Raw genomic sequence first — 21,918 nt, 5'->3', positions numbered from 1 at the left:
CAGCCACGCGGTTACCTCTGATACCAAATTAACGAGCTGCGGACTCGAGCAGCGCCTTGACCTCGGCGGCGGTGTTGCAGGCGAGCGCCTTCTCGGCGAGCTCGTCGCACTCGGCCCTGGTCCACTGGCTGATGGTCTTGCGAGCGCGCAGGATCGACGGAGCGCTCATCGAGAACTCCTCCAGGCCCCAGCTGATCAGCAGCGGCTCAAGCAGCGGATCGGCAGCGGCCTCGCCGCACATGCCGACCATGATGCCGGCCTTCACGCCGCTCTCGATGATGTTCTTGAGAGAGCGGAGCACGGCGGGATAGTACACCTGGTACAGGTTGGAGATGGTGTCGTTGCCACGGTCGGCGCACATGGTGTAGCCAATCAGGTCGTTGGTGCCGATGGAGAAGAAGTCGGCGACCTCGGCCAGGCGGTCAGCGAGCAGCGAGGCGGCAGGCGTCTCGACCATAATGCCGACCTCGATGTTCTCGTTGAACTTGCGGCCCTCTTCGGTCAGCTCGGCCTTGCACTGCTCGACGAGCTCCTTAACGGCCACGACTTCCTCGACGCAGGTGACGAGCGGGATCATGATCTTGACGTCGCCAAAGGCGCTGGCGCGCAGCAGGGCGCGGAGCTGCACCTTGTACTGGTCGGGGTTGGCCAGGCAGTAACGCACGGCGCGGAAGCCCATGAAGGGGTTCTCTTCCTTGACCATGTGCAGGTACGGAATCTCCTTGTCGCCACCCACATCGAGCGTGCGGATGATGACCGGAGCGCCCTTAAGCGCACTGGCGACCTTGCGGTAGGCGTTGAACTGCTCCTCCTCGGAAGGAAGCTCGGCGGAGTCCATGAACAGGAACTCGGAGCGGAACAGGCCGATAGCCTCGGCGTCGTGATCGAGCGCGTTGGGCACGTCACCGGGGTTGCCGATGTTGCAGGCGATGATCTTCTTGATGCCATCGGCAGTCACAGAAGGCTTGCCGCGGAAGGACTCGAGGGCTGCCTTCTCGGCAGCGAAGGCCTCGGCCTTGGCGGTGTAGGCGGCAAGCGTCTCCTCGTCGGGATCGGCCTCGACAACACCCTTGCCACCGTCGACGACGACGGTCATGCCGTTGCGCAGTGCGGTGCAGCTGTTGGAAACCGAAAGGACGGCTGGAATCTCGAGGGCACGTGCGATGATCGCGGAGTGCGACGTACGGCCACCGGTCTCGGTGACGATACCGGCAACGTGAGCCTTGTCGATCGTGGCGGTCATGGACGGCGTGAGGTCGTGCACGACAACGACGGTGTTCTCGGGCAGGACGGAGAGGTCGACGACCTCCTTGCCCAGCAGCTCGGCCAGAATACCGGTGCGGATGTCGGCGATGTCGGCCGCGCGCAGACGAAACATCTCGTCGTCCATGGACAGGAACATGTTCTCGAACATGGTCGAGGTGTCCATGAGCGCCTGCTCGGCGCAGGTGCCGCCATCAATGGCGGCGTTGATGGCGTCGGTCATGCCCGGGTCCTGAGCCAGGACAATGTGTCCGCTCATGATCTCGGCCTCGGCCTCGCCCACCGTTTCCTTCATGTGGTCGGCCTGAGCCTGGGTCTTATCGCAGAAGACCGAAAGAGCGGTCTGATAGCGCTCCTTCTCTGCTGCCGAATCAGCAACCTCGTGCGGCTCAAACGTCAAGTCGGGATCGACGGCGACCATGACGGTGCCGATACCGATGCCCTCAGAAGCGTTGACTCCCTGATACATTCCCATTCCTCTCTCCGTGTCATGTGATAAAGCGTTTTGCCATATCCATGACAAAAGAGCGCAGCTACCTTAAAACAGGTCACTGCGCCCCCAAATATGAACTTAGTTGTTCAACATGCGACCCGTTTGAGTTCTACTCGCCAAGACCGCTCTTGATGAGCTCGATGGCAGCAGCCAGAGCCTCGGCCTCGTCAGCGCCGTCGCACTTGACCTCAACCTCGGTGCCGCAGGGGATACCAGCAGCCATGAGGGCCATCGGGGACTTGCCGTTGACCTCCTTCTCGGGGGTGACGACCGTCACGTCACAGGCGTACTTGCCCATGGTGGAGGCGAACAGGCCAGCCGGACGCATGTGCAGACCCTGAGGATTAACGAGGGTAGCCTTCTCAGAAACCATAATTGACTCCTTTTTTGTGTTTAACCCCTGTCATGCATGCGACAGGAGTCAGATTCACGACGTTGTTTATATTAACTCACATCAAACGGTTTTTCATTGTGTTTCAGACGAATTATTGGACAGATGTGTTTGTCGTCCGCTTGCTCGCAGGGCGGGGCGATTAAGTTTGCTGCTCTACAGTCCTGCGCAAGACGGAAAGCACATTAAGTGCTTTCCTTTGCGTGCGGAACACGCGACAAACTTAATCGCCCCGCCCGGCGAGCAAGCTGCGGAAACTCGGTCGGTCCAGAGCAATGTCGGCTGAAAGGAATTCTGGCTGATGGGATCAACCGGTGTGTTCTCTATTTTCGAAAAAGGCGGAGGCCCTGGAGAGGGTCTCCGCCTTTATTACAGGGGGCGATGTAATTCGCGAACTGTGGGATTAGACCAGGCGGGCGTTGATCGTCTTTGCGATCTCGGCGGCGTCGGTGGAACCCTTGACGGTGGCACGGAAGTCCTCGTCCATGAGCGCCTCGGCGACCTTGGACAGGATCTTGAGGTGCGTGGTGCCAGCCTGGGCACCCGGGATGAGCAGAGCGATGGCCACGTTGACGGGAGCGCCGTCCATGGTGTCCCAACCGGTCACGCCAGACTCGTCCTTGACGACGATGACGGCAGCCTCGGTAATGGCGTCGGACTTGGCATGCGGAATGGCGAAGCCCTCCATCATGCCCGTGGTGCCCTCGGCCTCGCGAGCCAGGAAGGCGTTCATCACGGCGTCGGCGTCACTGGCGATACCGGCCTTGACAGCCTGGTTGGAAACGAAGCTCAGAGCCTCGTCACGAGAAGTGAAGTCCTCGGCGACAAAAACGTTCTCGACCTTCACGAAGTCGGCAGCCTCGGCCTTGGGGGCCTCGACAGCAGCGGGCTTGGGAGCCTCGACCGACTTAGAGGGAGCAGCAGGAGCGGCCTTCTGATTCTTCTCGAAGTCGTGCTTCTTGAAGGCCACGAACAGGATGCCACCGACCACGGCGCCGATGAGGATCGCGAGGACCCACAGCGGACCGTTCTCGACAACGGGCAGGACCAGGAAGCCACCGTGAGGCGCCGGATCGTGAACGTTGAACATAATGGTCAGGATCGAAGCGATAGAGGAACCGAGCATCATGATGGGCATGACGGGCCAGATGTTCTTGGTCATGAACGGAATGGCGCCCTCGGTGATGTGGGTGCAACCAAGGATGAGGTTGACGATACCGGCGTCATGATCCTCCTGGCTGAAGTACTTCTTGCCGACAACGACGGCGAAGGTGGTGATCAGCGGCGGAACGATGCAAGCGGCGGAGACGGCAGCCATGAAGTTGGTACCGAAGTTGTAGGTGTCGGTGCCAACACCGGCGGCCAGGGCCTCGGTGAGCATAGCGGTACCGGTGACATAAGCAGCCTTGTTGACCGGGCCGCCCATGTCAAAAGCGCACATGCAGCCGATAGCAAGACCCAGAACAACGGCGCCAGAGGCGGACAGACCCTTGAGGAAGTCCATCATGGCGGTGTTGATGGCAGCCATGGGGCCGGAAATGCCGAGCATGACCAGGCCGACGATAGCCGTCGAGAACAGCGGGTACAAAAAGATTGCCTTGAGGCCGTCCAGGTTCTTGGGCAGACCGGCAAAGACCTTCTCGAGCAGTAGGATGACATAACCGGCGAGGAAGCCACCGACGATGCCGCCGAGGAAGCCGAAGCCCACGCCGGCGCCACCGGCGTCGATCATGCCGGTCTCGGCGTTAACAGGCAGGCCCTGGATGGCGATCATACCGGCAACAAAACCGGGGACGAGCGCCGGGCGCTTGCCGATGGATTCGGCGATATAGGCGGAAAGCACGGGAACCATGAGGTTCATGGCAATGCCGCCGATGATCTTGAGCATAGCGGCGAAGCTGTTGTAGTCGGCAGCCGTCGAATCGAAGGACGTGATGCCCCACAGGAACGAAACGGCGGTCAGGACACCACCGGCGACGACGAAGACCAGCATATGGCTGACGCCGTTCATAAGGTGCTTGTAGATGACGTGGCCGATGGACTCCTTCTCCTCGACCTCGTCCTCGACATCGGCAGCGGCTGCAACCGTGCTGTCGCCCTTGGCGGCGAGCGCGCGGTCAATCAGCTTACCGGCGGCCTCAACGGACAGGGCCTTGGAAACACCAACGGAAACCATGGGCTTGCCGGCAAAACGCTCGGCCTGGACATCCTTGTCAGCTGCGACGACGACGGCCTTGGCGCCAGCGATCTCGCTCTTAGTGAGCTCGTTCTCGACACCGACCTGGCCATGAGTCTCGACCTTAATGGTCAGACCGCGCTCGGCAGCTGCCTTCTCCAGCGCCTCCTTCGCCATGAAGGTGTGCGCAATGCCGGTCGGGCAACCGGTCGCGGCAATGATGTCAAACTTAGCCATGTGTCCCTCCTTTTTAAGTTTTGCGCCCGCAGGCGCTCCCCTACACGCGCGTCCTTGCGCGCTTTTCCACAACTGAAAGATACCAACCTACCGTCCGCGTGAGAAGAGACAAGGCGCAATTCTCCGGTGAAAGGTTCTTTCATAACCGTAAACGGTAGGTGAAAGTTTACCATCAACTCTTGAAACGGCAAGGTGTATCTTGTAATTGAAAATCCCCCTATACTATGAGAATACAAAACGAGTCCGATTTTCATGCCAACCAGGAGCCATCCATGACCGATAGTAGCAAGAGCGCACTTTCCCTCATTAGTACCCATCAGGGATACAGCGAGTCCGAGCAGCGCATTGTCGACTATATATTGGAGCACCAGTCCGAGGCGCCACGCCTCACGGCGGCTCAGCTCTCGCGCGCCGCCGCCACGTCCGAGGCGACCGTTTCGCGCTTCTGCCGCAAGCTGGGCTTTGGTAGCTTCCGCAGCTTTCAGTTTTCGTTGGCAAGGGATTTGGAAAGCCAGCGCAACGAGGGCCTGACTGACGAGGTCTCGCTCGACAATATGGAGCAGAGCCTCAAGAACATTCTGGCTGCCAAGGTGAGCGAGCTTAATGCGACCATCGACGGGATCGACCACGATACGCTGGCGGCTGTTGTGCATGCCCTTAAGCATGCAGGGGTTATTGAGTTTGCGGCTGTGGGCAATACGAACGCGGTCGCGCTCGATGCGACGTTTAAGTTTTCGCAGCTGGGCCTGCGCTGCATGGCGAGCACCATTAGCGAGACATCAATCGGCTTTGCGCTCACGTTGCGCCCGGGTGACGTCATCGTGCTCATCTCAAACTCCGGCAAATCGCGCCGACTGAATCGCATGGCAAAAGCGGCTCGCGACTGCGGCGCAACCATAGTCGTCATCAGCAGCGACAGCAAATCCCCGCTCGCGCGCCTGGCAGACTACACCTTTAATACCGTCAACCACGAAGCGCTGCTGACGACGGGCGACTTTGCGTTCTCTAAAATCAGTGCAACGATGATCATCGAGGTTATCTACAACTTCCTGCTGCCCGAAATCGAGGACGCGCGCGAGCATATCAGCTACTACGAGGAGCTAATCCAGCCGGACAAGGTCGTTGAGTAAAACGCGTTGTGGGACAAAAATTTCAGTCTATTTTGTCCCACCAACACCGCTGATACGACCTAACCTCGAGCTTCTTCGAGCATCTGCTTGGCGTGGGCCAAGCTTGCCTCGGACTGATCGCCGCTGAGCATGCGAGCGATCTCGGCGGTACGCGCTTCGCCGGTTACCTCGTCCAAATGCGTCTGGGGAACATCGCCCGGTTCCTTGCTGACAACATAATGCTTGTCGGCCATGACGGCGACCTGTGCCAAGTGGGTTACGACAATCACCTGATGCGTAGCGGCGAGATCTGCCAGCACGCCTGCAAGCGCACGCGCCGTGGAGCCACCAACACCAGCATCAACCTCGTCAAACACCAGCGTATCGACACCGTCTGCGTTACCGAGGACAACCTTGCTTGCCAGCATGACGCGGCTTAGCTCGCCGCCCGACGCAATTCGGCGCAGGGGGCGCGGCGTCAAACCGGCACCGCTGCGGTATAGCAGCTCGTAGCTCGAAGGACCAACGGGCGTCCACTCAGCACGGGGAAGATCACGTGACTCCCAGACGAGCTCGGCACTACCCATCTCCAAGCGCGCCATCTGGCGGCCAACCTCGTGGCAGAAGCGCGGGGCCGCCGTATTGCGAGCGCGCTTAAGTGCCTTGGCAGCGGCAAACAACTCGCGCTCGGCGATCCCGAGCACCTCACGCGCCTGTTTGATCTGTTCATCGCCATCATCGACCAGGGACAGCAGCTCTTGCGAGCGATCGCGCATGGCAAACACATCGTCCATGGTGGGACCCCACTGACGCAACAGGCCCTTGAGGTCGGAATACCGCTCACGCATGCGAGCGAGCTCGCGCGGGTCGAAGGCGATGCCATCGCGATAGGCACGAAGCTCGTTCGCGCAATCCTCAAGGGAGATACAGGCATCCGAAAGCGCATCGGCAATGTCACCCAGTTTGCGATCGACGGCAGCCATACGGGAAAGCTCTGCCACGGCACTGTTCACGGCATCGAGCGCTCCCCCTTCGGCGGCAAGCGATGCATGGGCATCGTTAGCTGTGGCAACCAGTACCTCGGCATGTTCGGAGCGCGGTAGCAGTTCCTCGAGCTCCTCATACTCGCCCGGCTTGGGGTCGACCTCGCCGATGCGCTCGAGGGCAAAGCGCGCCTCCTCGACGCGGCTCCCCTGCGCACGCGAGGCCTCTTCGACACGTCGAACTTCCTTGGCGGCAGCGCGCGATGCCTTAAAGCAGGTGCGGTACGCATCCAGCGCCTCGAGCGCAGAGCGCCCCGCCCAGGCATCGACCATCGCAACGTGATGCGCCGGATCGAGCAAGCGCTGATGCTCATGCTGCCCGCACAAATCCATCATCACGCCAACGCGCTCCGAAAGCTCGCGCACGCTGGCGATGCGGCCGTCAATTTTTACGCGACTGCGGCCCTCGGCGGAAAGGCTGCGCTGCACGGTGAAGCCATCCGTGTCGTGCGGCCCGTCGAACAAGCGCGCCTCGACGCTCGCCAGCGCCTCGCCCTCGCGCACCATCGACGAATCCGCGCGCTCGCCCAAAATGAGCTTGAGCGCCGAGAGCAGCGCGGTCTTGCCGGCGCCGGTCTCGCCGGTCAGGACAGTCAGGCCGGCACTCGGCACCAACGTCGCCTCGCGAATGAGTGCAATGTTAGAAACCTGCAGCTCATCGATCATGACGGACTCCGTAGAATACGCGGCTCACCGAGTTATAAAAGCTCTCGGGGCCGTAATCGAGCAGCAGCACATCTCCGGGCCCACGGCGCGCCGCCACGCTCTCGACGGTGCCATCGCAGGTAATAAACTGTCCATCGATAGCGATCGCCGGAACGCTCGGGCGGTCATCAGACATAAAGATTTCGACGACATCACTCGGCGAAGTCAAAAAGGCACGAGCCTGAATGGTGTGCGGGGCAATGGGTACGCAGACCATGCCCGTATAGTCGGGGCTCACGATGGGGCCACCGGCACTCAGCGCGTACCCCGTAGAACCAGTCGCCGTGGACACGACCACGCCATCACCACGCAAGCGATCGATATGGTGGCCGGAAACCGTGATGTCAAACTCGACCATATCGGAAAGGGGGCCGCGGGTAAGCGCCATGTCGTTGAGGGCGAACGTGCGCACGACATCCTTCGTGCCATCGTCGCGCACGGACACGATATCCGCGGCGATCGTGGCGCGACGGCTCACGTGCAGCTCGCCGGACAGGGCATCGCTCACGACCTGCAGGATGTCGCGCTCCTCCGGACTCGCAGCAGTTAAAAAGCCCAGGTGACCATAGGAAAGACCGAGGATAGGAATCTCGCGATAGTTGAGGATACGAGCCGCGCGCAGCAGCGTGCCGTCGCCGCCGAGCGTAATGACCAGGTCGGCATCGTCAACATCGGGCGCGCTCTGGATCTTGGAGCGCTGATCGGCAGCCCATGCCACCTCGTAGCCCTGGCGCGAAAGCCAAAGCTCGAGCATCAGGCCACTCTCGACCGCCTCTTGCTTGTAGTAATTGGGAACCAGAAAGACCTTCATAGCGTTGCAGCTTTCTCGCTCAAAACCGATACCTGGGATTGCAGCTCATCGTCGGTGCGTTCACCGGGGGCAAACCTCGTGCCGTACAGGAAAAACTCAACGTTGCCCTTGGCACCATGAATGGGTGACACGCACACATCGACCGGAAACAGGCCCTTGGCGGCAAAAAGCTCAATCGCCGCTACAAGCGTATCGCGGCGAACAGCGGGATCGGTCACAATGCCGCCCTCACCCACCAGCGCCGCCGGAGCCTCAAACTGCGGCTTTACGAGCGTGCAGAATGCGCCCATAGGTGCCAAGCACGCCAGCACCGCATCGATAATGTTCGCAATGCTGGTAAACGAGACATCACACACAGCCAGGTCGATGGCGCCCGCATAGCCAAGCTCGGGCAGCTGCGTCACGTTTGTGCGCTCATGCAGTGTCACGCGATCGTCCTGACGCAACGACCAATCGAACTGGGCGCGACCCACGTCCACCGAGACAACGGTCGCAGCTCCGCGCTTGAGCAGGCAATCGGTAAAGCCGCCGGTAGAGCAGCCAACATCCAGACAGGCAAGGCCCGTCGGATTGATGCCAAACGCATCAAGCGCGCCTTCGAGCTTAAGACCGCCGCGGCCGACATAGGGAATGCGCCCCTTCACGTGCAGCGGCAGACCCGGGGTCACCTTAAGGCCCGGCGAAGTCAAGCGCTCGCCGCCACTCGAGACCAAGCCGGCCATAAGAGTGCGAAGGGCATCCGCGCGATCGGCGCAGATGCCCTGTGAAATCAGTTCGTCATCAAGACGCACGCGTTTCATGAATGCCATCAACCATTCGTATCCGGAGATGCGGCTAGCTATCCTGGGATTCGTTTGCCGCATCCTCATCGTATTCCTGCTCGAGCTTATCGGCCTCACGCGGCGTCAGCTCAAACTTGTCGACCATATCGACCGCGCGGGAGCCCAGCTCAATAGCCTCGTCAAACAGATCGAGTGAACGCTCCAAGGACGTATCCTTGGAGCGAACGGTAGCGATGATCTGGTCTAGACGGTCCGAGATCTCGTCAAAGTTGCGGACAGAACCCTCTGGCATGACTACTCCTCGACGGAGTCGGCCTCGACGGCCTCAGCAGCGTCCGCATCCTCGGCAAATACGCCGGCGGCAGCCTGAGCGGCAGCGACCTTGGCGGCCGCCTCGGCAGCCTGTGCCTCCTCGCGAGCGCGATCCTCGGCCAGCAGCTCTTGGTACAGGTCCTCGCCCGGCAGCTCCTCGCTGCGAGCGATCTTGCCCAGCACGCCGTTGACAAACGATGCAGACTGGTCGGTACCATAAGCCTTAGCGATTTCGACGGCCTCGTTGATCACGATAGCGTCCGAGACCTCTTCGTCGGTGAGGAAGCGCATCTCATAGACAGCGATACGCAGCAGATTGCGGTCGGCACCGGGCATGCGCATAAGATCCCAGTTCTTGGCGACGGCGCGCAGGGCACAGTCGATGCGATCAATATGCTCGTAGGCACCGCGGCAAAGCTCCAGCGCATAGGGGTCGAGGGGACCCTTCGAGATCAGGAAATCGCCCTCGAGGACACGCTCGAGCGGGCTGTCCGTGGCCTCGGCCTGGAACAGCAGCTGCAGCGCCTGACTGCGGGCAAGCGTGCGCCCGCGATAAACCTTAAGGCTCAAAGGTTACTCCTTGGGGAAAACGAGGCCGTCGATGCAAACGTCAACGCGCTCGACCTCAACGCCCACCTGGGCATCGATGGCGGCGACCACGGCGGCGCGAACGGCCTCGGCGAGTTTCTTGAACGGATAGCCAAAGAACACCACGACACGCACGGTGAGTGCGAGTTTGTCACCGACGACCTCGGCCTCGACCGCCGGCTCAGAAGCCGGGGCCTTGGACGAGAGCATCATGGAGACAAGGTTGGTGGCAAGGTCCTTGACGCCAACGGAGGCGATGCCCTCGACATCGGACACGGCGCGCGAGACGATGGCGGTCAGAACATCGGGCGAAATGCCGATACCGTCAATCTTGATTTCCTGGGGCATGAGTCCTCCTAGAAGAGTTGGTTGCTAGACGCGGGAGACGAACTTGCCGTCGCGGGTGTCAACCTTGATGACCTCGCCCTCGTTGAGGTACATGGGGACCTGGATGACAGCGCCGGTGTCGATCGTGGCCGGCTTGGTGGAACCCTGGACGGTGTCGCCCTTAAAGCCCGGGTCGGTCTGGACAATGGTGGTCTCGATGAACATCGGCGGGGTCACGCCCATGAGCTCATCGTCGGCGAAGAGCAGCTGGCAGATGTCGTTCTCGCGCAGCCACTTGGAGTTCTCGCCCACCATGTCCTCGGGAACGGGAACCTGCTCATAGGACTCGTTGTCCATGAAGATGTAGTCGGCGCCATCGTTGTAGAGGTACTGGAACTCACGGGTGGTGAGCATGACGCTCTCGAACTTGGTGCCGGCGTTGCAGGTGTTCTCGACGACGCGGCCGCTCTTGATGTCGCGGGTCTTGTAGCGCACAAACGCGCCACCCTTGCCCGGCTTGACATGCTGGAACTCGACGATGGTGTAGACCTTGTCCTTAATGCGGAGACCGAGGCCGTTCTTGAAGTCGGCGGTAGAAATGGTAGGCATAGCGACCTTTCTTGTTATAGGCAGAACGCACAAGCGTCCAAATTACATACGACCGAAATTATACACTTGCAGACGGCGCCTGCAGCGAGCGCATAAAAAGAGAACGCGGGGCGCCCGAATCATTTCGGACGCCCCACCCCAAACTATCTACGAAGTAGACTAGCAGTCGATAACGTGGAGGTCATGCGGGGTCTTGGTGAAGGGCTCGTAGCCGTTCTCGGTGACCACGCCGTAGTCCTCCAAGCGCACGCCGCCCACACCAGGCAGGTACACGCCGGGCTCCATGGTAATAACCGAGCCAACTTCGATGATGTTCTTGCTACGGTTGAAGTTGGGCAGCTCGTGGATGTCGATACCGACACCGTGGCCCAGGCCATGGTTGTAGTAATCGCCATAACCGGCATCCCCGATAATCTTCTTAGAAAGCTTGAAAATGTCGTTGCCCTCGACGCCCGGATGGATGGCGGCGACGCACTCCTCGTGCGTACGGCGCACGAGCGCGTACAGGTCGAGCTGCTCCTGGGTAGGCTCGCCCATCACGACGGTACGCGTCATATCGGAGCGGTAGTCGCAATAGCCCGCGCCGTAATCCATGAGGACGAAGTCGCCCTTCTCGATCACGCGGTCACTCGGGACGGCGTGCGGGTTCGCAGTGTTGGGACCGCTCGCGACGATGGAGCCAAAGGCCAAGCTGTCGGCGCCGTTGGCGAACATAAAGTTCTCGAGCTCGTTGCGAACCTGCTTCTCGGTCATACCAGGCTTAATAAAGCCGAGCATATGCTGGAAGGCGGCGTCGGTGATCGACTGTGCGTGGCGCATGAGCTCGATCTCCTCGGCATCCTTGACGGCGCGCATCTTACGGATGTCGTCGTGCATCAGCGGCAGCATGCAAGCGACGGAGCGGTCCTCCAGGCCGCGCTGAATGCCCTGGTAGAAGTTAATCTGCATATCGTCCTCGACAGCGCAGACGCGGCACTTGTTGGCCGCGATCTTGCCGGCGACCCAACCGGGGATGGTGCCCTCGTCCATGTCGTAGACCCAGGGACTGCCGGCGGGCGTGTTCTCCTCAAAGCTGTTGAGATAGCGCGAATCGGTATGGAACAGGCACTGGTCAGCCGTAATAAACGCCGCGTGCGGAAACTCGAAGGTGTAATCGAAGACGCCCTTCACGCCCGTAAGCCAACGAAGATTTGCCTCGTCGCGCACCACAATGGCGTCGTAGCCACGCTCGACCATCAGGGCACGGACACGCTCGATACGACCGGCAGGACCGGCAGCAAACTCAGACATGCAGATTCCTTTCTTGTTGTCGTCACATAAAGACGGGACGGGCTCAATCAGCGTACGAAAACGCAAGCGATTCGTAACCGATTGAAAACCCGTCCCTCAACATGATACGAAAGACGATGGATGTCAATAAATCTTAGAGAAGTTCCTTACGAGAAGCCAGATACGCCTGGACATGGCGCTCGAGAACCTCGTCCTCCACGCTGGTCAAACGTATAGCGCCAAGCGCCGCGGGCAACGGCAGCATGCTACGGTTCGAGCGCGCAAACTGCTGCCTGCGGAACTCCTCGACAAACGCGGTAGGCTCCAGGTCGAAGGCAAGTTCCTCGATACCAAAGTCCTCCAGGCAGTCATCGACATCAAACACATAGTCGATATCGAAGTCGCAGGCATCATGTGCTAGGCGTGCCTCAAAGCGCATGCCCTCGGACAACAGTTGGTAGGCAGGGATCCGCGAAGCGGCATCGCCCAAGCAGGCGCGCAGGGTGCGTTCCCCCATCTTGCCAAAATCGAGCGCATGGCGAGCGCTCGGGTTCGTGGCCGTCAGCACGTCCTTGCGGGCAGTCTGAGACCATTGGACGGCATTGACGAGCGCGACCTCCTCACCAGCAAGAATCTCGGGGACAGTCTCAATAAACTGATTCCAGCGCGACTTGCTGCTCGAAAGCATGGTGCCAACAAGTACCGCATAGCCGAGCTTGAGGTCCTCGGGGTCCGCTTCGCGAACAAGGTCGAGGTCACACACGACCAAGCCCGGTTCGGGACGAAACGCGATAGCGGGAAGCGCATTCGCCGACGAAGCGACGAGCGGCTTCATGGTCGTCGCGACCGTGAGCATGGCGTCGAAGGTCGTCGGCAGCAGCGCGCACTCAGTTCGGCCGCACCACTGGTTGGCGCACCAGCTAACAACCGAGCAGGTTGCGGCATCGCCAACGGCGACAACCAGATCGTCGCAGGTAACGCCGTTGGCAGACAGGGCGCCAAAGATAGCATCGGCATCGGCCAGCGTAGCACCGGCAGGCGAAACCTCGAGGACGAGCGGCGACTCGGCAAAGCCAGCATCGACCAGAGCGTGCTCAACGATCTCGCCAAAACGCTCTGACGTGGCGGTGTTCCAAACGACCATCGCACGCTTAGGCTTGCCCACGGCCGAAGCAAACATACGCGACAGCTCATCGAACGCGCCCAATCCGACACGGACATCGACGCTGCGGTTTTGGAAATTGATCAGTTGACGGCGAATCATAGCAGTCCACGCTCCAAAAGCATCTCGGCACAAAGGTAGGAAACGTCCTCGAAGGACTTGTTGCGAATATCAAGGGTAAGATCGGCGGCCTGGCGATACAGCGGACGGCGATGCTCAAACAGGCGCGCGGCATGCTCGGGCGAGCGGAAATCGGGGCGCGTGTCGCACCGACGAATCTGGCGCAACGAGTCCTCGAAGTCGCCCTCGAGGTACACGCACGTACCCATTTCGTGCATCAGTTTAATGTTCACTGGCGTCTCGACGATGCCACCCCCGCACGATACCAGCAGGCTGCGCTCGCTTTGAAGCGAACGGAGTGCCGAGGTCTCGAGCTCGCGAAAACGATCCTCGCCCTCGGTCTCAAAAATCTCGGTAACCGACTTGCCGCATCGACGCACGACCAGGCGGTCGGTATCGATAAAACGCCGCTTGAACATGGTGCCGACGTTGCGCGCGAGCGTCGATTTGCCCGCGCCCAAAAAGCCGATAAAGAAGATATGGTCGCAGCCGTGTTTGATGTGCTGGGACATAGCGAGACCTATTCCTCGCAGGGAAGGTCGCGCAGGGCACGGCGCTCAAAGATACGGAAGATCTGCGTGTACCACAGGTCCTGGGTTGCTTGCGGCTTGACCAGGATGGTATCGACGCCGGCAAAGTTGCCGCTCCACACGTCCGTGTAGAGCTGATCACCGATCAGCACCGCTTCATCGGCCGTGGCGCCGAGGCGCTTAAGACCCGCCTTGAGGGCAAACGGCGCCGGCTTCATGGCGTGGCTGATGGCCTCGAGCCCCAACTCGCGTGCAGAGCTCATGACCTGGTCGCGATGCCAGTTGTTGGACACCATGCACAGCTTAAAGCCTTTGGCACGGGCGGCATCGAGCCAAGCGGAAACCGCGGCGGGAACCTGCTCGGTATCGCGCGGCACCAGGGTGTTATCGCGATCGAGCAGAATGGCGCGTTTGCCGTCGGCCCACAGGGTATCAAGGTCGATGCGATCGACCGAGGCAACGTATCGTTTGGGGCTAAAAATCCTCATGCTAATTCCAAGACTGTTGATGTTCTTCGTAGGTTTGCGAGAAATACTCCTCGTCCTGTGTAATGTAGAAATACAGGTCATCGGAGTCGGTCGGCTCAAGGGTGGCCTTGAGCGCCTCGAGCGACGGAGAACAGATGGGCGTGGGCGGCAGGCCCTCGTGCTTATAGGTGTTATACGGGCTATCGCTCTGCAGGTCGTCGGCGGTAACCTCGCCGCCGGTAACATACATCATGGTCGCATCGCTGTTGAGATAACGCAGACCGTCAAGCTTACCGGCAAGGCGGTTGTAGAAGACCGAGGCCACGTGCGACCGTTGATCGGCGTTGAGACCCTCGCGCTCAACGATAGAGGCAAGGTTAACGATGTCGTAATCGGACATCTCCACACCGTAGCGCTCCTTGATCTTGGCCTCGCAGCTGGCAAAGTCAAGCGACTTGTACTCGGTCTTAAACTGATCGAGCATGGCGCGAATCACTTCATCGGCCGTCGGCGAATCGCCCAGCGAATAGGTCTTGGGGAACAAGAAGCCCTCGAGCGAATCGTTTGCAGCACCCCTAAGGAAGCTATAATCGTCCACGTAGTTGGAGGCCTTGGCCTGGTTGAGGAAGTCTTCCTTAGAGATGCTGTCGTAGGCCTGGGCCACACGGTCGGCGACTTGATCGACCGTCAAGCCCTCGGGAATCGTCAGCGCATTGGAGCCCGCGTTGGGGCCTTCCATGAGTTGCTGCACCACCTTAGTCGTATCCATGAGCGTGGTGAACGAATAAGTACCGGGCTTAAGCGACATATCGGCGTTGAGTTTTTTTACCGCCGCATAGTAATCCTTGGGATTTTCGACGATATGGTTCTCGGAGAGAATCGAGGCGATCGTATCGCCCGAAGCACCGTCGGGAATGGTCACCGTAACCTGCTGACCAGCCGTGACCTTCGAATCCTCGCCGGCAAAGAAGCCCTTGACGACTGGCACGACAAAGAAAACGATCGCGACAAGCGCAAGCACGGCGACAACGCCACCGATAATCATAGGCACCGGGGAGCTTTTCTTTTGGGCACCACGGCGGGCGTGCGTGTTATAGCTCGATCGCGTGGCCGGAGCAACGCCGTGCGAGCCATGAGCGTGATACGAATGCGATTGGGGGGCCTGCGTTCGCTGGATAGGTGCCTGCTGCTTAAAGCGGGTACCGCCTGTAGGCTGGGCTGTACGAGCAGTGGGCTGCTGACCCGTCCGCTGAGCAGGTTGGGCCGAACGAGAGGAGGGCTGCACCGGGCGCGCGGCAGGCTGAGCTGCGCGCTGTGTCGGCTGTGCCGGACGCTGGCCAGGTTGGGTAGGGCGCGGCACAGGCTGTCGTGTACGAATCGGCTGGCGCGGATCGGAAGCGCTAGGCATGCGAGACCTCCTCGTTTTTACGATCAAGCCACGTCTGCAAAAACAGGCTAGCGGCAATCATGTCAATCTTGCCCCTCATCTGCTTTTCGTTGAGTCCCTGCTCGCGCAAGATGCGCTTGGCCTCTTGCGAGGACAGGCGCTCGTCCTCAAACTCCAGCGGAAGTTCGAGCTCGTCGGCAATCTTTTGCGCTACGGCGGCGACGCGCTCGGCCTGGGGGCCGGGCTCACCGGCCATGGTCAAGGGACGTCCGCTTACCAGGATATCGGGCTCATAGTCCTCGACCATGTAGCGAAACGTCTTGGACATACCGGTGACCTCAGCAGCCGGAAGCACCTTGACAGGCATTGCCATCTTGCCATCACGGCTTGAGACGGCAATACCGATCCTAGTCTCCCCTATGTCCAGCGCGAGCGCGACCACAGCGACTACTTAGGTTCTTAGGCGCCGAGCGCGGTCTTGGCGGCCGCGATGGCATCGGCGATACCGGCAGCGTTCTTGCCACCGGCCTGGGCCATGTTGGGACGACCGCCACCGCGACCATCGACCAGGCCCGCGATCTGCTTGATCACGTTGCCGGCGTGGAAACCGGCCTTCACAGCGTCATCGGAGCCGGCGGCGAGCAGGGCCGGGGTGCCCTTCCCGGTAACGCTGGCAACTACGCAGGCGACGGGGCCGGCAACCTTCTGGTGCACGGTATCCCAGACGTTGCGCAGGTCTGCGGCCTCGAGACCCTGGAGCTCAGCGACGACGAGCTTGTAGCCATTCAGCTCGACAGCGCCGTCGATGGCGCTGGAAATGGCGTCGGAGGAGCCACCGGTCAGAGCCTTCTTGAGCTTGTTAGAAGTCTCGCGCAGCTCGGCCTGCAGGTTCTCCACGCGGGCGGGAACCTCGTCGACGTGGCACTTGAGCGCAGCGGCGGCAGCGTCAACGAGCGCCAGGCGGTCGGCCATGTAATCGAGAGCGCCCTTGGAGGTCACGGCCTCGATACGGCGGACGTTCGAGCCCGTGGAGGACTCGGAAATGATCTTGAACAGACCGATCTCGGCGGTATTGGCGGCATGCGTACCTCCGCAGAGCTCGCGGGAGAACGGCTGATCCTCGGCGCCCACGGAGACGACGCGGACGACGTCTCCGTACTTCTCGCCAAACAGGGCGACAGCGCCGGCGGCCTTGGCCTCATCGATGCCCATGACGCGGGTCACGACCGGCTTGGAAGCGAAAATCTGCTGGTTGACCAGGTCCTCGACAGCCTTGAGCTGCTCGGAAGACAGAGCCTCGAAGTGCGTGAAGTCAAAGCGCAGGTGCTCGGGCGTCACCAGCGAGCCGGCCTGGGAGACATGCTCGCCCAGGACCTGCTTAAGCGCAGCGTCGAGCAGGTGGGTGGCGGTGTGGTTACGGCGCAGGAAACCACGGCGCTCGGCGTCGAGCGCGGCGGTCACGGTAGCACCGACGGTCAGCGTGCCCTCGGCAACGTGCGCGACGTGAGCATACAGGCCATTGTGGTTCTTGGTGTCGGCAACAGTCAGAACAACGCCCTCGGCGGAAAGCTTGCCGGCGTCGCCCTGCTGACCACCCATCTCGGCGTAGAACGGGGTGCGGTCGAGCACGACCTCAACATTCTCGCCGGCGGCAGCGGACTCGACGGACTCGCCGTTGCGCACGATGGCGACAACCTTGGCGCCCTCAATCACATCGTTGTCGTAACCGTCGAACTCGGTCGCGGCAACCTTGTCGGAAAGCTCGACCCACACGTCGTTGAAGCTGCCCCAGGCGTCGCCCTTGGCATTGGCGCGAGCGCGGGCCTTCTGGTCCTCCATGCAGGCGGCGAAACCGTCCATGTCGACGTCATGGCCAGCAGCGCCGGCGATCTCGACGGTCAGGTCGATGGGGAAACCAAAGGTGTCGTGCAGCTTAAAGGCAACGTCGCCCGGAAGGACGGCGCCGTCGGCGAGCGCTGCCAGGGCCTCGTCAAGATAAACGCGGCCGTTGTCGAGAGTCGTGGAGAAGCGCTCTTCCTCGGAGGCAACGATACCCTTGACGAGCGAGACGTTCTTGAGCAGCTCAGGATAGGCCTCGCCCATCTGAGCGTTGACCTCGTCGATGAACTTGGTCAGGAAGGCGCCCTCGATGCCCAGCAGGCGGCCGTGGAACACGGCACGGCGGAGCAGTCGGCGCAGGACGTATTCGCGGCCCTCGTTACCGGGCAGGATGCCGTCCGAGATCATAAAGTCGACGGCACGGGAGTGGTCGGCAATGATGCGCAGGGAGCGGCTGGCGCCGGAGTAATCGTCGGCGTCATAGGTCTTGCCGCTAATCTCCTCACCGAGCTTGATGAGGTGCTGCATCAGATCGCCGTCGTAGTTGGCGGTCTTATGCTGCATGATAGCGGCCATGCGCTCCAGGCCCATGCCCGTATCGAGGTTGCGGTGCGGCAGCTCCGGCATGGAGCCGTCCTCCTGGCGGTCGTACTGGGTAAACACGAGGTTCCAGAACTCAAGGAAGCGGTCGCAGTCGCAGCCGGGCTTGCAGTCGGGACTGCCGCAACCGACCTCCTCGCCCATGTCAAAGTAGATCTCGGAGCACGGACCGCAGGGGCCGGTGGGGCCAGCGGCCCAGAAGTTGTCATCCTCGCCCAGACGCGAGATGTGATCCTCGGCAACACCCAGAGAGCGCCACACGTCGTGAGTCTCGTCGTCCTCGGTAAAGACGGTGAAGTACAGGCGGTCGAGCGGCAGCTTGAACTCCTTGGTGATGAGCTCAAAGGCCCAAGCGCAAGCCTGCTGCTTGGAGACGCCGCCAAAGGAGAAGTCGCCGAGCATCTCAAAGAAGGACAGGTGACGGCCGTCCTCGCCGATGCAGTCGATGTCGTTGGTGCGGACGCACTTCTGGCAGGAGATCGCGCCGATCTCCTTCATGGTCTTCTTGCCCTGGTAGTACTCCTTAAACTGGTTCATACCGGCGTTGGCAAGCAGCAGCGAAGGATCGTCGGGGACGAGGGACGAAGAAGAATAGAGCTTAAGACCGCGCTCCTCAAAGAAGTTGAGGAACTTGGAGCGAATCTCGGCCGTAGTCATTGACGGGTAGTCAGCACTCATAGAGGGAATCTCCTCGGTTTCACATCGAAACAGTTCAAACGTAACGATATTACCATCCCACCGCGCAAGTGCAAAAAAGAGGGTCGCCAAACAGCGACCCTCCAGCGAAAGTGCACGTTATTTAGTACTGCGCGATCCTTTGAAAAAGGACTGCTGTATAATTGCATATAAGATTCACCCGGAAGGAGCGATCGATGAAAAGCAAACGATTTGTCCTGAATGCACTTCTGGTTGTAGCACTTTTAGCGCTCTTAGCCTTCTCATGCTGGTACGCAAACCAACCATCATTTGGATACGTATTGTATACAGTAATGTCCGGCGATAAGGCTTATTACACTCTACGCGCAATTGACGTTCTCTTTTTCTATGTAGCCGGCCCCTTATCAATCGCTTTGGTCGCGTTTCTTGTCATTTACAACTTCAAGAAACGTTAATAGAACCTATTTAGAATCCGAATCGTCCATGGAGCCGTCGATGTCGGTATTGGTATCGTCGTCCGAGTTGGAATCATCGTCTTTGGCGAAGGGGTTCTTGAAGAAGCCCGTGGCATCGGGTTGCAGGCCCGAGAGCTTAATCCAGGGATTATCGAGCTCGGGCTTGGGCATGGCCTTGGCCTCGGGCGCAGTCTCGTTGCCGATGAGCTCAGACTCGTAAATGAACGTATCATCTCCGAGCGCGTCGTAGGCGGCGACCGGGTTGCCATCGGCATCGCGGTACGGCGTGCCCTTAAACACGGCGCCGTCATAGGCCACGAGCTGGCGGCCGGTCTCATTCTCGAAGTAGTACACGAAGATACCCTTGAGGGCCGCACACAGCGGGATGGCAATAACCATGCCGATGGGACCCATGAGTGCCGAACCGATAACGAGGGCCGTAAGGCTCATGACGGGATGCACCTGCACCGAGCTCTGCATGACCTTAGGCGAAATCACGTTATCGGTGACGTTTTGTGCGACCATCGTCACGATGAGCGTCCATAACGCCAACATGGGGCTGAACATAAAGCCGAGTACCGTAGCGATTGCTGCGCTCACCCAGGGACCGACGACCGGAACCAAATGCATGATGCCGGTAAAGATAGCCATGAGCGCCGCATACGGATGGCCGATGATCATAAAACCGATAAAGGCAAGGAAGCCACCGCAGATGGACGTCACGACCATGCCGCGCATATAGCCGCCGACCGAGCGTGAAAGGATGGCAACCATAAAGCGGTACGAGGTCTCTTTTTCCTGTCCGATGATGGTGCAGACCTCGTGGTGCATGCGGGGATAATCGCAGGCAAGCCAGTAGGCAAGCACCAGACCCAGGAAGATGACGAACAGCTGCGAGGCCGTGTTGGTAATGAGCGGAAACACACCGCGGCCGAGCTCGGCAGCGATTTGCGAGACGTACTTGGACGCTACGGTAACCAGCGAAGAAAGATTGTCGTCCAGATACTCCTTGAGCGGAGTGTTGTTGAGCGTCTTGGCGTGCGAGAGCATCTCGTTGAGATCGCCACCCGCAACACGAAGCTGCTCGGGCAGGCGGCTCAGGACATCCATGATTTGACCGAGCAAAATAGGCGAGAGGATGCAGACGACGCCGACGAGCACGGCAACAACCACAATGAGCGCGATGAGCGAACCGAGGCCACGTCCGACGCCGTGATGCTCGAGCCAGTTGGTGATCGGGGACATCACAAAAGCAATAATGGAGCCGACGGCGAGAAACTCGATAACCGGTGCCAGGATGCCCATAAGGTTAAAGATGACAGCAGCAATAACAATGCAGCCGACAACAGCCCAAATGCGCAGCGTCATAATGCGGGTGCCGCGCAGCGCGCGATCGGTTTGCTGGGGGCGCTCACTCATGAACGAATCATCACTCCGTCGGGGTCGATCTTGTCCTGAATCTTCTTAAGCGTGCGGCGCAGCAGACGCGAAACCTGCACCTGAGAAATACCCAACTTCTTGGCGATCTCGATCTGGGTCATGCCCTTCACGAAGCGCAGCTCGATCACCTCGCGCTCGCGCGGCGAGAAATCGCGAATGGCCTCCTCAATCACCAAGCGGTCATCGGTAAAGTCGAGTTCATTGTCCTCGTCGGCATAACGGTCGAGAATCGAAGGCGAATCGTCGGAATCAGATGTACCGGGAGCCTCGATAGGCACCGAGGTATAGGCCGAAGACGATTCCATAGCCTCGAGGACCTCGTCGACAGTCACATCTAGATACTCAGCGATCTCCTCAACCTTGGGCGAACGCTGCAGCTCGTTGGTAAGTTTGTCAGTAGCCTGGTTGACCTTGGCCGAGAGCTCCTGCAGACGACGCGGCACGCGTACGCTCCAGCCCTTGTCGCGGAAATGGCGTTTGATCTCACCCAGGATAGTGGGTGTCGCAAACGTCGTGAACTCAAGTCCGCGTTCAGGGTCAAAGCGGTCGATAGCCTTGAGCAAGCCCAGATAGCCGACCTGCAAAAGGTCATCGAGTGGCTCGCCGCGATTCTTAAATTTGTTGGCAAGAAACCTTACCAGGTTCATATGGGACATGACGAGCTGCTCGCGGGCGTCCGGATCACCGGTCTCCTTGTAGCGGCGAAACAGCTCGCGGGTTTTCTCCTTATCCCAAGCGGTCTTGCCGCTCCGGGAACGTTCGGTCATATTAGATATCCGCCTTGAGGTCGAGGGAAAGCGTCAGGGGCGCAGCGGTCTTTTCGTAGGAGTCGCACACGCTTGCAAGGATGAGCTCGGCATACACCGCAGCCTGGTCGTCTTCATCGACAGTCGCCTGATCGCCAAAGGTAAAGGTCATGCCCACGTGCGATTCGTCGACATCGAATTTGATCGAGATATCGTCGGAATCAACAGCCGTGCAGCCAAAGATGAAGGCTTCCTCGGCAGCCATGCGGATGTCCTCGATGCGATCGACAGACATGGAGCACAGGGCACCAACGTTGGCCGCCGTCATGCGCACAAGGCGAGCGAGACGCGGGTCACCAGCAACGGTAAGCGTGATGGGGCAGGTTGCTTCGCTACTCAT

21 protein-coding genes are annotated in these 21,918 nt (G+C 60.0%); 1 reads left to right on the top strand and 20 read right to left on the bottom strand.

Features of this window, described 5'->3' with window-relative positions:
* Positions 1-28 precede the first annotated feature (28 nt).
* From ptsP to DWZ22_RS06660, 3 genes are all read right to left on the bottom strand, one after another.
* The gene (ptsP, locus tag DWZ22_RS06670; protein ID WP_118405738.1) at positions 29-1,732 is read right to left on the bottom strand and encodes a phosphoenolpyruvate--protein phosphotransferase; all 1,704 of its coding nucleotides are present in this window, start codon (positions 1,730-1,732) and stop codon (positions 29-31) included.
* A 133-nt stretch (positions 1,733-1,865) separates the two neighbouring features.
* On the bottom strand, positions 1,866-2,129 hold the full coding sequence (locus tag DWZ22_RS06665) for an HPr family phosphocarrier protein (RefSeq protein ID WP_022094575.1): 264 nt from the start codon (positions 2,127-2,129) through the stop codon (positions 1,866-1,868).
* A gap of 421 nt (positions 2,130-2,550) precedes the next feature.
* Positions 2,551-4,560 (bottom strand): fructose-specific PTS transporter subunit EIIC, encoded by a 2,010-nt coding sequence (locus tag DWZ22_RS06660; RefSeq protein ID WP_118405737.1) that lies wholly within the window; start codon positions 4,558-4,560, stop codon positions 2,551-2,553.
* A 272-nt stretch (positions 4,561-4,832) separates the two neighbouring features.
* On the opposite strand from DWZ22_RS06660, the gene DWZ22_RS06655 reads away from it, so the two are divergent.
* Positions 4,833-5,690, top strand: coding sequence for a MurR/RpiR family transcriptional regulator (locus DWZ22_RS06655; protein ID WP_118273438.1), 858 nt, complete (start codon positions 4,833-4,835; stop codon positions 5,688-5,690).
* 59 nt (positions 5,691-5,749) lie between these two features.
* Here the strand turns inward: DWZ22_RS06655 and DWZ22_RS06650 are convergent, their stop codons facing one another.
* The 17 genes from DWZ22_RS06650 to DWZ22_RS06565 all read right to left on the bottom strand — a co-directional run bounded on the left by DWZ22_RS06650 (position 5,750) and on the right by DWZ22_RS06565 (position 21,918).
* Positions 5,750-7,378, bottom strand: a complete 1,629-nt coding sequence (locus tag DWZ22_RS06650; protein WP_118405736.1) for a DNA repair protein RecN — start codon at positions 7,376-7,378, stop codon at positions 5,750-5,752.
* Complete coding sequence (locus DWZ22_RS06645; RefSeq protein ID WP_117735069.1) at positions 7,368-8,228, bottom strand: NAD(+)/NADH kinase; 861 nt, start codon at positions 8,226-8,228, stop codon at positions 7,368-7,370. Before DWZ22_RS06645 ends, DWZ22_RS06650 begins: the two co-directional genes overlap by 11 nt.
* Positions 8,225-9,028 (bottom strand): TlyA family RNA methyltransferase, encoded by an 804-nt coding sequence (locus DWZ22_RS06640; protein WP_233505053.1) that lies wholly within the window; start codon positions 9,026-9,028, stop codon positions 8,225-8,227. Before DWZ22_RS06640 ends, DWZ22_RS06645 begins: the two co-directional genes overlap by 4 nt.
* Before the next feature lie 34 nt (positions 9,029-9,062).
* Entirely contained in the window at positions 9,063-9,302 is a 240-nt protein-coding gene (locus DWZ22_RS06635) for an exodeoxyribonuclease VII small subunit (protein ID WP_006233978.1), read from the bottom strand.
* A 2-nt stretch (positions 9,303-9,304) separates the two neighbouring features.
* Positions 9,305-9,892 (bottom strand): transcription antitermination factor NusB, encoded by a 588-nt coding sequence (gene nusB, locus DWZ22_RS06630; protein ID WP_147352276.1) that lies wholly within the window; start codon positions 9,890-9,892, stop codon positions 9,305-9,307.
* 3 nt (positions 9,893-9,895) lie between these two features.
* Complete coding sequence (locus tag DWZ22_RS06625; protein ID WP_006233982.1) at positions 9,896-10,258, bottom strand: Asp23/Gls24 family envelope stress response protein; 363 nt, start codon at positions 10,256-10,258, stop codon at positions 9,896-9,898.
* 24 nt (positions 10,259-10,282) lie between these two features.
* The gene (efp, locus tag DWZ22_RS06620) at positions 10,283-10,846 is read right to left on the bottom strand and encodes an elongation factor P (RefSeq protein ID WP_118288930.1); all 564 of its coding nucleotides are present in this window, start codon (positions 10,844-10,846) and stop codon (positions 10,283-10,285) included.
* A gap of 159 nt (positions 10,847-11,005) precedes the next feature.
* Positions 11,006-12,136 carry a Xaa-Pro peptidase family protein gene (locus DWZ22_RS06615; RefSeq protein WP_117762923.1) on the bottom strand — a complete coding sequence of 377 codons (1,131 nt, stop codon included), beginning with the start codon at positions 12,134-12,136 and terminating at the stop codon, positions 11,006-11,008.
* A 133-nt stretch (positions 12,137-12,269) separates the two neighbouring features.
* Positions 12,270-13,379: a hypothetical protein gene (locus tag DWZ22_RS06610; protein WP_118405735.1), complete on the bottom strand. Its 1,110-nt coding sequence runs from the start codon at positions 13,377-13,379 to the stop codon at positions 12,270-12,272.
* On the bottom strand, positions 13,376-13,909 hold the full coding sequence (locus DWZ22_RS06605; RefSeq protein WP_117735064.1) for a shikimate kinase: 534 nt from the start codon (positions 13,907-13,909) through the stop codon (positions 13,376-13,378). Before DWZ22_RS06605 ends, DWZ22_RS06610 begins: the two co-directional genes overlap by 4 nt.
* Positions 13,910-13,917: 8 nt before the next feature.
* Positions 13,918-14,415, bottom strand: coding sequence for a YqeG family HAD IIIA-type phosphatase (locus tag DWZ22_RS06600; protein WP_117646451.1), 498 nt, complete (start codon positions 14,413-14,415; stop codon positions 13,918-13,920).
* A 1-nt stretch (position 14,416) separates the two neighbouring features.
* On the bottom strand, positions 14,417-15,439 hold the full coding sequence (gene mltG / locus DWZ22_RS06595; protein WP_117877143.1) for an endolytic transglycosylase MltG: 1,023 nt from the start codon (positions 15,437-15,439) through the stop codon (positions 14,417-14,419).
* Between the two features lie 355 nt (positions 15,440-15,794).
* Positions 15,795-16,223: a Holliday junction resolvase RuvX gene (gene ruvX, locus DWZ22_RS06590; protein WP_117742838.1), complete on the bottom strand. Its 429-nt coding sequence runs from the start codon at positions 16,221-16,223 to the stop codon at positions 15,795-15,797.
* A 17-nt stretch (positions 16,224-16,240) separates the two neighbouring features.
* Positions 16,241-18,898: an alanine--tRNA ligase gene (alaS, locus tag DWZ22_RS06585; protein WP_118405734.1), complete on the bottom strand. Its 2,658-nt coding sequence runs from the start codon at positions 18,896-18,898 to the stop codon at positions 16,241-16,243.
* 440 nt (positions 18,899-19,338) lie between these two features.
* Positions 19,339-20,751 (bottom strand): AI-2E family transporter, encoded by a 1,413-nt coding sequence (locus DWZ22_RS06575; protein ID WP_118405733.1) that lies wholly within the window; start codon positions 20,749-20,751, stop codon positions 19,339-19,341.
* Positions 20,748-21,539, bottom strand: a complete 792-nt coding sequence (locus DWZ22_RS06570) for an RNA polymerase sigma factor SigF (protein ID WP_117735059.1) — start codon at positions 21,537-21,539, stop codon at positions 20,748-20,750. The genes DWZ22_RS06575 and DWZ22_RS06570 overlap by 4 nt, the downstream gene beginning before the upstream one ends.
* Position 21,540: 1 nt before the next feature.
* The gene (locus DWZ22_RS06565) at positions 21,541-21,918 is read right to left on the bottom strand and encodes a hypothetical protein (RefSeq protein WP_022094590.1); all 378 of its coding nucleotides are present in this window, start codon (positions 21,916-21,918) and stop codon (positions 21,541-21,543) included.

The sequence above is a fragment of the Collinsella sp. AF31-11 genome (assembly GCF_003475605.1).
In the GTDB taxonomy this organism is placed as follows: Bacteria; Actinomycetota; Coriobacteriia; order Coriobacteriales; family Coriobacteriaceae; genus Collinsella.
The sequence above is the reverse complement of the archived record's forward strand: the minus strand, read 5'-3'. Positions and strand labels throughout refer to the sequence as shown.

Excerpts from the sequence above, each read along its gene's own strand:
- DWZ22_RS06655 (WP_118273438.1), top strand. The coding sequence starts at position 4,833 with ATGACCGATAGTAGCAAGAGCGCACTTTCCCTCATTAGTACCCATCAG.
- DWZ22_RS06635 (WP_006233978.1), bottom strand. The coding sequence starts at position 9,302 with ATGCCAGAGGGTTCTGTCCGCAACTTTGACGAGATCTCGGACCGTCTA.
- DWZ22_RS06615 (WP_117762923.1), bottom strand. The coding sequence starts at position 12,136 with ATGTCTGAGTTTGCTGCCGGTCCTGCCGGTCGTATCGAGCGTGTCCGT.
- DWZ22_RS06665 (WP_022094575.1), bottom strand. The coding sequence starts at position 2,129 with ATGGTTTCTGAGAAGGCTACCCTCGTTAATCCTCAGGGTCTGCACATG.
- DWZ22_RS06640 (WP_233505053.1), bottom strand. The coding sequence starts at position 9,028 with ATGAAACGCGTGCGTCTTGATGACGAACTGATTTCACAGGGCATCTGC.
- DWZ22_RS06650 (WP_118405736.1), bottom strand. The coding sequence starts at position 7,378 with ATGATCGATGAGCTGCAGGTTTCTAACATTGCACTCATTCGCGAGGCG.
- DWZ22_RS06660 (WP_118405737.1), bottom strand. The coding sequence starts at position 4,560 with ATGGCTAAGTTTGACATCATTGCCGCGACCGGTTGCCCGACCGGCATT.
- DWZ22_RS06625 (WP_006233982.1), bottom strand. The coding sequence starts at position 10,258 with ATGCCCCAGGAAATCAAGATTGACGGTATCGGCATTTCGCCCGATGTT.
- mltG (WP_117877143.1), bottom strand. The coding sequence starts at position 15,439 with ATGATTATCGGTGGCGTTGTCGCCGTGCTTGCGCTTGTCGCGATCGTT.
- ptsP (WP_118405738.1), bottom strand. The coding sequence starts at position 1,732 with ATGTATCAGGGAGTCAACGCTTCTGAGGGCATCGGTATCGGCACCGTC.
- DWZ22_RS06600 (WP_117646451.1), bottom strand. The coding sequence starts at position 14,415 with ATGAGGATTTTTAGCCCCAAACGATACGTTGCCTCGGTCGATCGCATC.
- efp (WP_118288930.1), bottom strand. The coding sequence starts at position 10,846 with ATGCCTACCATTTCTACCGCCGACTTCAAGAACGGCCTCGGTCTCCGC.
- DWZ22_RS06565 (WP_022094590.1), bottom strand. The coding sequence starts at position 21,918 with ATGAGTAGCGAAGCAACCTGCCCCATCACGCTTACCGTTGCTGGTGAC.
- alaS (WP_118405734.1), bottom strand. The coding sequence starts at position 18,898 with ATGAGTGCTGACTACCCGTCAATGACTACGGCCGAGATTCGCTCCAAG.
- DWZ22_RS06645 (WP_117735069.1), bottom strand. The coding sequence starts at position 8,228 with ATGAAGGTCTTTCTGGTTCCCAATTACTACAAGCAAGAGGCGGTCGAG.
- DWZ22_RS06570 (WP_117735059.1), bottom strand. The coding sequence starts at position 21,539 with ATGACCGAACGTTCCCGGAGCGGCAAGACCGCTTGGGATAAGGAGAAA.
- DWZ22_RS06605 (WP_117735064.1), bottom strand. The coding sequence starts at position 13,909 with ATGTCCCAGCACATCAAACACGGCTGCGACCATATCTTCTTTATCGGC.
- DWZ22_RS06610 (WP_118405735.1), bottom strand. The coding sequence starts at position 13,379 with ATGATTCGCCGTCAACTGATCAATTTCCAAAACCGCAGCGTCGATGTC.
- DWZ22_RS06575 (WP_118405733.1), bottom strand. The coding sequence starts at position 20,751 with ATGAGTGAGCGCCCCCAGCAAACCGATCGCGCGCTGCGCGGCACCCGC.